The 10,984-nt window shown below is 76.1% G+C and carries 13 protein-coding genes; 4 read left to right on the top strand and 9 right to left on the bottom strand.

Annotated elements, in window-relative coordinates; all coding sequences use genetic code 11:
• Window positions 1-136 precede the first annotated feature (136 nt).
• The 3 genes from ABZW03_RS28150 to ABZW03_RS28140 are packed head-to-tail and all read right to left on the bottom strand — an operon-like array spanning window position 137 to window position 3,080.
• Window positions 137-994 carry an ABC transporter ATP-binding protein gene (locus ABZW03_RS28150; protein ID WP_355264022.1) on the bottom strand — a complete coding sequence of 286 codons (858 nt, stop codon included), beginning with the start codon at window positions 992-994 and terminating at the stop codon, window positions 137-139.
• Window positions 994-2,040: an iron ABC transporter permease gene (locus ABZW03_RS28145; protein WP_355264019.1), complete on the bottom strand. Its 1,047-nt coding sequence runs from the start codon at window positions 2,038-2,040 to the stop codon at window positions 994-996. The genes ABZW03_RS28150 and ABZW03_RS28145 overlap by 1 nt, the downstream gene beginning before the upstream one ends.
• Window positions 2,037-3,080: an iron ABC transporter permease gene (locus ABZW03_RS28140; RefSeq protein WP_355264016.1), complete on the bottom strand. Its 1,044-nt coding sequence runs from the start codon at window positions 3,078-3,080 to the stop codon at window positions 2,037-2,039. The genes ABZW03_RS28145 and ABZW03_RS28140 overlap by 4 nt, the downstream gene beginning before the upstream one ends.
• 99 nt (window positions 3,081-3,179) lie before the next feature.
• On the opposite strand from ABZW03_RS28140, the gene ABZW03_RS28135 reads away from it, so the two are divergent.
• Complete coding sequence (locus ABZW03_RS28135) at window positions 3,180-3,809, top strand: HAD family hydrolase (RefSeq protein ID WP_355264013.1); 630 nt, start codon at window positions 3,180-3,182, stop codon at window positions 3,807-3,809.
• Between the two features lie 53 nt (window positions 3,810-3,862).
• Here ABZW03_RS28135 and ABZW03_RS28130 read toward each other — a convergent pair whose 3' ends face one another.
• Entirely contained in the window at window positions 3,863-4,102 is a 240-nt protein-coding gene (locus ABZW03_RS28130) for a hypothetical protein (RefSeq protein ID WP_355264010.1), read from the bottom strand.
• Between the two features lie 468 nt (window positions 4,103-4,570).
• Here ABZW03_RS28130 and ABZW03_RS28125 point away from each other — a divergent pair, with 468 nt between their 5' ends.
• Window positions 4,571-4,954 (top strand): cold-shock protein, encoded by a 384-nt coding sequence (locus tag ABZW03_RS28125; protein WP_188300873.1) that lies wholly within the window; start codon window positions 4,571-4,573, stop codon window positions 4,952-4,954.
• A 55-nt stretch (window positions 4,955-5,009) separates the two neighbouring features.
• Here ABZW03_RS28125 and ABZW03_RS28120 read toward each other — a convergent pair whose 3' ends face one another.
• From ABZW03_RS28120 to ABZW03_RS28105, 4 genes are all read right to left on the bottom strand, one after another.
• Window positions 5,010-5,861 (bottom strand): 1,4-dihydroxy-6-naphthoate synthase, encoded by an 852-nt coding sequence (locus ABZW03_RS28120; RefSeq protein WP_355264007.1) that lies wholly within the window; start codon window positions 5,859-5,861, stop codon window positions 5,010-5,012.
• Entirely contained in the window at window positions 5,854-6,621 is a 768-nt protein-coding gene (locus tag ABZW03_RS28115; protein ID WP_355264004.1) for a futalosine hydrolase, read from the bottom strand. The genes ABZW03_RS28120 and ABZW03_RS28115 overlap by 8 nt, the downstream gene beginning before the upstream one ends.
• Before the next feature lie 10 nt (window positions 6,622-6,631).
• On the bottom strand, window positions 6,632-7,162 hold the full coding sequence (locus ABZW03_RS28110; protein WP_355264001.1) for a hypothetical protein: 531 nt from the start codon (window positions 7,160-7,162) through the stop codon (window positions 6,632-6,634).
• A gap of 73 nt (window positions 7,163-7,235) precedes the next feature.
• A complete protein-coding gene (locus ABZW03_RS28105) occupies window positions 7,236-8,546 on the bottom strand; it encodes an MFS transporter (RefSeq protein WP_355264028.1) in 1,311 nt (436 codons plus the stop codon).
• A 668-nt stretch (window positions 8,547-9,214) separates the two neighbouring features.
• Between ABZW03_RS28105 and ABZW03_RS28100 the strand changes: the two genes are divergently transcribed.
• Complete coding sequence (locus tag ABZW03_RS28100; RefSeq protein ID WP_355264025.1) at window positions 9,215-10,096, top strand: DUF3027 domain-containing protein; 882 nt, start codon at window positions 9,215-9,217, stop codon at window positions 10,094-10,096.
• Window positions 10,097-10,159: 63 nt separating this feature from the next.
• Here the strand turns inward: ABZW03_RS28100 and ABZW03_RS28095 are convergent, their stop codons facing one another.
• Window positions 10,160-10,540 (bottom strand): hypothetical protein, encoded by a 381-nt coding sequence (locus ABZW03_RS28095; RefSeq protein WP_355263998.1) that lies wholly within the window; start codon window positions 10,538-10,540, stop codon window positions 10,160-10,162.
• 128 nt (window positions 10,541-10,668) lie between these two features.
• Between ABZW03_RS28095 and ABZW03_RS28090 the strand changes: the two genes are divergently transcribed.
• Window positions 10,669-10,984, top strand: a 316-nt coding sequence (locus ABZW03_RS28090) for a hypothetical protein (protein ID WP_355263995.1), incomplete at its 3' end; no start/stop codon positions are given.

Raw genomic sequence — 10,984 nt, 5'->3', positions numbered from 1 at the left:
GTCAGCTGCGCCAGGATCTCCGCCACCCGGCGCTCGATCTCCGGGTCGGGGGCGATCGCGGATTCCAGCCGCGGCCAGGCGGGCAGCGGGGTCGGGGGCGCCGTCGATTATGTCCGAAATGGCAGGTGAAGTGCCGTTAAACGTGAGCGCCGCCGGCGTCGGTGGTGTCGGCGCCGTCGGGGGTGAGCGCCACCCACGGCGCGCCCGGCACGACCAGCGGGGTGCCGGTCACCGGGTCCGGCACCACCACCGAGTCCAGCCCGAACACCGTCCGCACCAGCTCGGCCGTCACCACCTCCCCGGGCGCGCCCTGCGCCACCACCCGGCCGTCCCGCATCGCCACCAGGTGGTCCGCGTACCGGGCGGCCTGGTTGAGGTCGTGCAGCACCGCGACGACGGTCCGGCCGCGCTCGACGTTCAGTCGGCGGACCAGGTCCAGCACCTCCACCTGGTGCGCGATGTCCAGGTAGGTGGTCGGCTCGTCCAGCAGCAGGATGTCGGTGCCCTGGGCGAGCGCCATCGCGATCCAGGCGCGCTGGCGCTGGCCGCCGGACAGCTCGTCCATGCTCCGCTCGGCCAGCTCGGTGGTGGAGGTGCGCTCCAGCGCCTCCGCGACCGCCGCCTCGTCCTCCGGCGACCACTGCTGCCACCAGCTCTGGTGCGGCTGGCGGCCGCGCGCGACCAGGTCCGCCACCGAGATGCCCTCGGGGGCGGTCGGCGACTGCGGCAGCAGGCCGAGCCGCTGGGCGATCCGCTTGGTCGGGATCCGCGCCAGCTCCTCGCCGTCCAGCAGCACCGCGCCCCGGACCGGCTTCAGTAGCCGGCCGAGGGCCCGCAGCAGGGTCGACTTGCCGCACGCGTTCGGGCCGACGATCACCGTCACCCGCCCGTCCGGAACGGCCACGTCCAGGCCCTCGACGACCGTGCGCGCCTCGTAGGCCAGGGTGAGGCCCCGGGCCTCCAGGCGGTGGCCGGACGGCTGGTGTGCGGACATCAGGAACCTCCACGGCGGGAACGGATCAGCAGCCACATCAGGTACGGCGCGCCGACCAGGCCGGTCACCACGCCGACCGGCAGCTCCGTCGGAGCCAGCAGCCGCCGGGCGATCAGGTCGGCGAGGACCACCACCAGCGCACCGGTCAGCGCCGAGCAGAACAGCGGGACCTGCGCCGAGCGGGCCAGCCGCAGCGCGATCTGCGGGGCCATCAGCGCGACGAAGTCCACCGGCCCGGCGGCCCCGGCCGCGCAGGAGGCCAGCACGATGCCCAGCAGCGCCATGCCGAGGCGGATCCGGTCCAGGCGCAGGCCGAGGCCGACGGCGGTGGCGTCGTCGAAGGAGATCGACCGCTGGGCGCGGGCGGCCCACAGCGCGACCGGCAGGGCGGCGAGCAGCACCCAGGCGAGCCACCCGGCCCGCTCGTAGCCGGCGCCGTTCAGGCTGCCGGTCATCCAGACCTTGGCGGCCTGGGCCTGGAAGCCGTCGCCCTTGGTGAGGAAGACGGAGGTCAGCGAGGACAGCGCGACGCTGATGCCGATGCCGATCAGCACGAAGCGCTGCGCGTGCAGGCCGCGCCGCCAGGCCAGCGCGTACACCAGCAGCCCGGCCACCAGGCCGCCGGCCACCGCCGCGTACGGGGCCTGGCCGGTCGAGCCGACCACGCCGTACGCCGTCAGGCCGACCACGGTCGCGGTCGCGCCCCAGGTCACGCCCACCACGTCCGGGCTGGCCAGCGGGTTGCGGGCGACGGTCTGGATCAGCGCCCCGGCCAGCCCGAGCGCCAGGCCGACCAGCAGCCCGACCACCACCCGGGGCAGCCGGAACTCGCCGACCACCAGCTCGTGCGGGCTCGGCCGCCCGAGCACCACCTTGACCACCTCGCCCGGCGGGACGGTGGACTCGCCCAGGCAGAGCGAAGCCACCACGGTCGCCGCCAGCGCGGCCAGCAGCCCGGCGGTGACGGCCACCGAGCGCCGGTGCACCAGGAACGACGCCCGCCCGGCCCGGACCACGGAGTAGCCGCGCAGGGACACCGAAGTCATGCCGCCACCACCTTCCGGCGGCGGACCAGGGCCACCAGCACCGGGACGCCGACCAGGGCCGTCATCACGCCCGCCGGGACCTCGGACGGGGGGAACAGCACCCGGCCGAGGGTGTCGGCGAGCAGCAGCAGCGCCGGGCCGAGGACGGCGGAGAAGGCGAGGATCCAGCGGTGGTCGGCACCGGCCACCGCGCGGGCCGCGTGCGGGACGGCGAGGCCGACGAAGGCGATCGGCCCGGCCGCCGCCACCGCCGAGCCGGTCAGCACGGTCGCGCCGAGCGCGCCGACCGCCCGGACCAGGCCGGTCCTGGCGCCCAGTCCCTTCGCGGTGTCGTCGCCGAGCGCCAGCGCGTCCAGCCCGCGCGCCACCGCGACCACCAGCACCGTGCCGACGGCCAGGAACGGCAGCAGCTGCCAGGCCACGTCCGAGGTCCGCCCGGAGAGCGAGCCGACGTGCCAGAAGCGGAACTGGTCCATGGTGGCCGCGTCGGTGGTCAGCACCAGGGTGTTGAGCGAGGCGATGAAGGCGGACATCGCCGAGCCGGCCAGCGCCAGCTTGATCGGCGTGGCCCCGCCCCGGCCGCGCCCGGCGAGCCCGTACACCAGCACGGTGGCGATCACCGCGCCGGCGAAGCCGAACCAGACGTACCCGGTGAGGGTGGAGACGCCGAAGGCGGCGATGGCGACCACCACGCCGGCCGCCGCGCCCTGGGAGACGCCGAGGATGCCGGGGTCGGCGATCGGGTTGCGGGTCAGGCCCTGCATGACGGCCCCGGCCAGGCCGAGCGCCGCGCCGACGGCCAGTCCGACGACGGTGCGCGGCAGCCGCAGCTCGCGGACCACCACGGCGTCGGCGGTGTCGCCGCCGTGCAGCAGGGCGTCGAGCGTGTCGCCGAACGGGATGGTCCGGCTGCCGACCGCCAGGCTCAGCAGCACCGCGGCGGCCAGCACGGCCAGTGCGGCGGCGAACCACGGTATGCGGCGCCGCGGTGCGCGGGACGGCGCCCGGGGCGTGCCGGGCGGTGCGCTGGTGTCGGTCATGGGCCCTCTCCGCAGACAACTCAGGTAAACCTAAGTTCCGCCGTGAAGCCCGGGCAAATCGCCTCGTGGCCGGTGGCACCCGTTGGGTAGCCTGGCGGCATGCCCGCTACCTCCCCCGCCCCGCTCACCGTCGGCTTCGACCTCGACATGACGCTGCTGGACACCCGGCCGGGTATCCGCGCCACCTACCTGGCGCTCTCCGCCGAGACCGGCACCCCGATCGACGCCGACCTGGTGGTCACCCGGCTCGGTCCGCCGCTGGTGGAGGAGATCCGCAACTGGTTCCCGGCGGACGAGGTGGAACGGGCCGTCGACCGCTACCGCGAGCTCTACCGCGACTACGCCTTCGCCCCGACGGTGGCCCTGCCCGGCGCGCACGCCGCCGTCGAGGCGGTCCGCGCCCACGGCGGCCGGGTCGCGGTGATCACCGGCAAGTACGAGCCGAACGCCCGCCTCCACCTGGAGCACGCCGGGCTGGCCGCGGACACCGTGATCGGCGACCTGTGGGCGGAGACCAAGGGCGTGGCGCTGCGCGAGCACGGCGCGAGCGTCTACGTCGGCGACCACCTCGGCGACATCCGGGGCGCCCGGCACGCGGGCGCCGTCGCGGTCTGCGTGCCCACCGGCCCGTACGGCGCGGAGGAGCTGCGCGCGGCGGGCGCGGACGTGGTGCTGACCGACCTCACTGCCTTCCCCGACTGGCTCGCCGGGCACCTGGCCGCCGGCTAGGCCCGAGCCGGGCACCTGGCCGACCGCTGGGAGGCCGGCCGCCCGCCGCGGCCTCAGGACCCGGCGGGCCCGACCCGGCGGCGCTGGGCCCGCGCGTTCCGCAGCAGCCCGGTCAGCGCGGCCAGGAAGCCGGCCGGCATCAGCATGCTCAGCCAGTACGCGGCCGTCGGCAGCGGCGTCAGGTGCAGGAACAGCGGGACGAAGGTGACCAGGGTGGCGAGCGCGCCGAGACCGAAGACGATCGCCCCGGCCTTGACGTACACGTCGCCGGGGTCGGCGCTCTGGCTGCTCACGTCTGCTCACTCCTCCGGGCCGGTCGGGACTGCCCCCAGTCTGGCAGAGCGGCCGCCGGGGCCTTCCACCGGAGCGGGCCGGTCACGTTGCGCAGTTTCCCGGCAGCTGAACGTTTTGATCCCTGTTGAGCGGGGGTATGCACGGGGTGCCGAGGGGCGCTACAGGTGCGCCCCGCGTCCTCGGACCCGGGGGTGTGAGCCGATGGAATGCGCGGAGCCGCGCCCCGGCCGTGCCAGTGCCGGGTCGCCCGCGGCCGCGAGATCCCGTTCCCGCCGCCCCGAACGGGCCTCGGAACGCGGTTCCCTCGCGGAACGCGGATGAGGCAGTGACGGACCGTTAGTCTGCTCCTGATCGCGTGCGACCATGAGCGCCCACGGGCGCCGAGCCGAGGTCGGCCGCCTTTCCCACCACCCAGTGATCCCCGGCCAGGGCCGGGATCCCTCACACCCATTCGAGGACTGTTCGAGATGCCCACCGGCCAGGTCAAGTGGTTCAACGAGACGAAGGGCTTCGGCTTCCTGTCGCGCGACGACGGCGGCGACGTCTTCGTCCACACCAAGGCGCTGCCCGACGGTGTCACGTCGCTGAAGCCGGGCCAGCGGGTCGAGTTCGGCGTGGTCGCCGGCCACCGCGGGGACCAGGCGATGGCCGTGCAGCTGCTGGACGCGCTGCCCTCGGTGGCCGCCGCCCAGCGCCGCAGCGCCGACGACATGGCGCCGATCGTCCAGGACCTGATCACCACGCTGGACGCGGTGCTGCCGGGCCTCCAGCGCGGGCGCTACCCCGCCAAGCCGACCGGCCAGAAGCTGGCCGGCCTGCTGCGCGCGGTGGCCGACCAGTTCGACGTCTGACGGCCGGCCGGGCCGACGGTCGGGGTCGGCCGGGCCGCCGACGGCCGGACGCGCCCTAGAACGCGAGCGCACCCGGGTCGAGCGGGGGCACCAGCCCCTCCGCGGCGGCCCGGGTGAGCAGCGCGCGGACGGCCGCGTAGCCCTCCTCGCCGAGGTCCTCGGTGAACTCGGTGACGTACAGCCCGATGTGCTGCTCGGCGACGTCCAGGTCCATCTCCTGGGCGTGCGCCAGCACGTACTCGCGGCTCGCCGCCGGGTCCGCCCAGGCCTGCCGGACGGAGGCGCGGATCGCGTCGGCGATCTCCCGCAGCCGCTCGGCGCCGAGCGAGCGCCTGGCGACGATCGCGCCCAGCGGGATCGGCAGGCCGGTCTCCCGCTCCCAGGCCTCGCCCATGTCGGCCAGGCTGTGCAGCCCGTACTGCTGGTACGTGAAGCGGGCCTCGTGGATCACCAGGCCGGCGTCCACCCGGCCGTCCCGGACGGCGGGCATGATCTCGTGGAACGGCAGGACGACGATCTCGCCGAAGCCGCCCGGCACCGCCCCGGCCGCCCAGAGCCGGAACAGCAGGTAGGCGGTGGAGCGCTCGGAGGGCACCGCGACGGTCTTCCCGGCCAGGTCGGCGGGGGAGCCCACACCCGGCAGGGTGAGCACCAGCGGGCCGCAGCCGCGGCCCAGCGCGCCGCCGCAGGGCAGCAGGGTGTACTCCTCCAGGACCCAGGGCAGCGCGCCGTAGCTGATCTTCAGCACATCCAGCTCGCCGCGCTCGGCCCGGCCGTTGGTGACGTCGATGTCGGCGAAGGTCACCTCGGGGGCGTCCGCCCCGGGCACCAGGCCGTGCGCCCAGGCGTGGAAGACGAAGGTGTCGTTCGGGCAGGGCGAGTACGCGATGCTCAGCCGTTCAGCCACGGCCGGCCTCCTCGATCGGTTCGTGGGCGGCGGCCAGGTCGTGGACGGGCAGCGCGGCGAAGGCCCGCTCCAGCGCGGCCAGCGCCTCGCCGATCCGCCAGGCGGCCCGGTCGCGCGGGCCCACCGGATTGGACACGGTGCGCAGTTCGAGGGCCGGCACGCCGTACCGGGCGGCGGCCTCGGCCACGCCGAAGCCCTCCATCGCCTCGGCGGCGGCGCCCGGGTGACGGGCCGACAGCTCGGCGGCCCGCTCGGCGCTGCCGGTGACGGTGGAGACGGTCAGCACCGGGCCGGTCACCGCGCCGAGCGCCGTCGAGACGAGCGCGACGGCGGCCGGCGGCGGGGTGTGCCGGACGGTGCCGAAGCCCAGCTCGGTGACGTCGGCGAAGCCCTCGGGGGTCTCGGCGCCGAGGTCCGCGGCCACGATCGCGTCGGCCAGCACGGTGGCGCCGACCGGGGCGAGCGGGGCGAACCCGCCGGCGATCCCGGCCGAGACGGCCAGCGCGTACGGGCGGGCGGCCAGCGCGGCGGAGGCCCCGGCCGCGGCGGCGGCCGGGCCGACCCCGGCGGCCAGCACGTCCACCGGCACCCGCTCGGCCCGGTGCAGCGTGCCGCCGGGCAGCGGCAGCGCGGCGGTGCCGCCGGGCAGGCCGCGCAGCACGGCCTCCGCCTCGGCGGCCACCGCGACGACGACGAGCAGCCGGGCCCGTGCGGGGCCCGGCCGCTCGTCGTGGCCGTCGGTGCCGGCGTGCGCGGTCATCGCGGGACCGTCAGCTGTCCTGGGTGTTCAGCTGGAAGTACCAGACGGCGATCGGGTTGTCCGAGTTCTTGTCGCCCTCGACCACGGTGACCAGGGTCTTGCCGCTACCGTTCAGCACCTTGTTCGCCTGCTGGGAACCCGACCAGGTCGGGCCCTTGGCGTACGAGAACAGGCTGAAGCGCCCGCCCTGGCCGGTCGAGCCGCCGTTGGTGAAGGCCCACCAGCCGGTCTCGGCCACGTTCGGGGAGACCCCGACGCCGACCCGGTCGCTGCCCACCACGTCCTTGGTCGGCAGGGTGCCCTTCTGGAGGGCCTCGGTGGCCTTGTCCTGGCACGCCTGCTGGAGCTCCTCGGTGATCGGCTTGCCGCCGTTCCAGCACAGCGGGTCCGCCTCGACCGAGGAGTTGCCGACCGTGAGGGTGGCCCGGTGGGAGCTGTGCTCGGTCTGGTCGGCGGCGATGGCGACGGAGGTGCCCACCGTGGCGGCGCCGACCACGACCACGGCGCCGAGGGCGGCGATGACACGGGAATTGAGGCTCATGGGATCAGAATCTACCGGGCCCGGGCGATCACGCGACGCGGGGGTCGGCACCGCGTGTTGCCGCCCGCCCCGGTCAGGCCACCCGGGGCGCCGTCGGGTGCCGCCGCAGGCCCACCCGGACGAGCGAGCGGAGCGTCCACAGCAGCGCCAGGCCGACCACCCCGGCGGCGACCGACAGGCCCAGCTTCCCGTTCAGCGGCAGCAGGATGCCGACCGCGCCGCCGGCCACCCAGGACAGCTGCATCAGGGTCTCCGAACGGGCGAACGCCGAGGTCCGGACGGCCTCCGGGACGTCCCGCTGGATCAGCGCGTCCAGCGCCAGCTTGCCCAGCGAGGCCGCCATCCCGGCCATCCCGGCGACCAGGATCACCGTCACCACGCCGTACCAGAGCGCGGCCGCCGCCGTCACGCAGGTCGCCAGCAGCAGCATCGCGGCGACCGTCGCCTCCGGGCCCCGGGTGCGCAGCCAGGAGCCGAGCACCGAGCCCAGCGCGTTGCCCGTCCCGGCCGCCAGCGCCACCAGGCCCAGTGCCACCGTCGGCCGCAGCCCGCCGATCGGCTCCTCCCGCAGCAGGAAGGCCAGGAACATCACCAGGAAGCCGACCAGCCACTTCATCGCCGCCATCGCCCGCAGCGCCAGGATCACCGAGGGGCCGACCGTGCGCAGCGAGGCCTTCACCGGCGGCGGCCGGTGGGGGATCAGGTGCGAGCCCTCGCCGTGCACCTCGGCGTGCAGGACGGCGCGCTGCTCGCCCTTGGCCGAGTCCACCGCGGGCGGCAGGTGGAAGGCCATCAGGGTGCCGATCACGAACACCAGGAAGGCGCCGCGCAGCGGCCAGCCGGGCCCGATCAGGTGCAGCAGCCCGCCCACCGCGGCCGCGACGCCGGTGGCCAGCAACCCGGCCAGGGTGACCCGGGAGTTCGCCTTCACCAGGGACAGCCGGCTCGGCAGCAGCCGGGGCACCACCACGCTGCGGACCACGCCGTACGCCTTGGACGCGACCAGCACGCCGAGCGCCTCCGGGTAGAGCGCGATGCCGCCGCCGACGATCACCCCGGCCATCGTCCAGGCCAGCACCGCCCGGGCCAGCATGGCCATCGCCATGGCCGCCCGGCGGCCGTGCGGCAGGCGGTCCAGCAGCGGGCCGATCACCGGGGCCAGCAGGGCGAACGGGGCCATCGTGATCAGCAGGTAGAGCGCGACCCGGCCGCGGGCCTCGCCGGTGGGCACCGAGAAGAAGATGGTGGAGGCCAGGGCGATGGTGATCAGCATGTCGCCGAAGGAGTTGAGCGCGTGCAGCTCGATCAGCTTCGCGAGGCCGGACTCGCCCGCGCCCTCGGCGGCGGTGGCCCGGCGGATCCGCCGGCCGGTGCCGTGCACCACCTTGCCGGTGCGGGAGCCGGCGGCGGAGGCGGTGCGGATCAGGAAGTGCCGGCGGGGCTCGGGGGCCTCCTCCCCGTCCGGTTCCCCCGCGCCGTCCGGTTCCTCCGCGGCGCGGTCGGCGGGCCCTTCCGGCTTCCGGGCGGCCCGGTGGAGGCCGTCGGGGGCCGCGCCCCCGTCCGGGGCCTCCGGGACGTCGGGGGCCGCGCCCTCGGACAGGTCCACGGGCGCGCCGGGCGCCTCGGGGCCGTCCGCCGGCCGCGGTTCGCCCGGGCCGGGGACCGGAGGCTGCTGTCGCGGCACGGCGTCCGCCTGGTCGGGGCTGCCGGCCTGCGGGGCGCGGAGTGCGTGCTGCGACGGGTCGTGGTCCGCCACAAGCCCATCCTGCCCCAGAATCGCCGGGCCGACGCGGGACCGGGCTCCGCTCGGCGCGGCCCCGGAACGGCCGTGTCCGCCCCGGACTGTGCCGGGGTGCCGACCGGCGGGTAGCCTGCCCAGGGTCGACCCGGCGGGGCGCCGGGGCGCCGGCAGGCCGGTCGAGCGGCGCGGCCGGTACCCGAGGGGGCCCCCGGTCGCGCAGAATGGACGAGGGACACCGAGCCGCGACGGAACAGGCAACACGCCGTGGGCGACAGAAGAACTGGGAGAGAATCGACGCCGTGAGTGCTGCGATGCGAAGCCGTACCCCCGACCGGCTCTGTGCCGAGGCCGTCGAACTCGCCCGCCAGGCCGCCGAGGAGGCCGTCGGTGCGGAGGCCGTCGGCCCGCACCTGGGTGTCCAGGCGGACGCCGACCGCGTCGTCACCCACACCTTCGAGTGCCTCGACGCGGCCTACCGCGGCTGGCACTGGGCGGTCACCGTCGCCCGTGCGCCGCGCGCCAAGAACGTCACCCTGGACGAGGTCGTGCTGCTGCCCGGCCCCGACGCGGTCCTCGCCCCCGAGTGGGTGCCGTGGAGCGAGCGGCTGCGCCCCGGCGACATGGGCCCGGGCGACCTGCTGCCCACCGGCGCCGACGACCTGCGGCTGGAGCCCGGCTGGACCGGCGAGGACGAGCCCGCGCCGAACTCCGCGGTCGCCCTGGTGGACGACGAGGACCTGGTCGTCACCGACCCGCACGTCCAGCCCGCCCCGGCCCGCGCCCGGATCAACGCCGTCGCCGAGGAGCTGGGCCTGGGCCGCAGCCGGGTGCTCTCCCGGCTGGGCCTGCACCTGGCCGCCGAGCGCTGGGAGAAGACCCACGGCCCGCAGACCGCGATGGCGCAGGCCGCCCCGGCCTCGTGCGCGAGCTGCGGCTTCCTGGTCCCGATCGGCGGCTCGCTCGGGCAGGCCTTCGGCGTGTGCGGCAACGAGTTCGGCCCGGCCGACGGCCAGATCGTCTCCTTCGCGTACGGCTGCGGCGGGCACTCCGAGGCGGCCGTCATCCCGGCCCCGCCGGCGCCGTCCGAGCTGATCCTGGACGAGCTGGTGGTCGAGCCGCTCCCGCTGCACCCCGACCGCGCCTCCGGCTCGGTCGAACCCGACGCCCCGGCCGAGGAGCTCGGCCACTCCTGAGCCCCCGGGCCCGCACGGCCCGCCCCGGTGACGAACCGGGGCGGGCCGTCGGCGTTCCCGGGCTCAGCGGCGGCCGAACAGGCCGCGCCTGGGCCGGGCGGCGTCCCGCGGCGGGGCCGGCGGCCGGGGCTCCGGCGGGGCGTCCTGCCCGCTGTGGAGCAGCTCGGCGACCGACACCCGGACGTGGCGCCGCCAGCCGCGGTGGCTGAGCTCGACCAGGAAGCTGCCGTCGGGCATCTTGAAGATCCGGCGCATCGGCGGTCCGTCCGGCTCCGAGCCCTCGCGGGGGACGTACGTCCGGGCCGCCTCCTCGGCCAGGGCGACCGCCTGCTCCCGGCCCCGCGGGGCCTCCTGGGACGAGGCCAGCTGCCAGCGGTGGGCGCCCTCCTCGGTGACCCGCCGGTCGCGCTCGACCAGGACGTACCAGGAACCGTCGGAGACCACGTGTCCTCCCCTTCGCCGACCGGAACAGCGGCCTCAGCACAGGCAGCGGGCGCCCGTGGTCGGGAGCAGTCGGTGGGGCAGGGAAGAATGCCTACGACGAACCAGGGCAGCGGAAGGCGGCAGGTCCAGTGGAACCTCGGATCATCGGCAGCGGCACGGACGAGCACCTCGCGGACCCCTTCGGGAGCGCCGCGCTGCGCCGACGGGTGCTGGACGCCTGGGCCGCCTCGCCGGCCCGGTTCCGGGAGGACGCCAACGCCGAGGAGGAGCTGGCGCTCGGCGGCTACCGGGACCGCCTGGTGGTCGAGTTGGCGCAGAACGCGGCCGACGCCGCGGTCCGGGCCGGCCGCGGCCCCGGCCGGCTGCGGCTGACCCTGGCCGCCGCGCTGTGCACCGGCGAGATCGCGGACGGGATCAGCCGCGGCGAGGTGCCGGTGCTCGCCC

It is taken from the genome of Kitasatospora sp. NPDC004799, assembly GCF_040609095.1.
Taxonomy (GTDB): Bacteria; Actinomycetota; Actinomycetes; order Streptomycetales; family Streptomycetaceae; genus Kitasatospora.
Note: the sequence above shows the minus strand (reverse complement) of the source record. Positions and strands in the feature narration are given on the sequence as shown.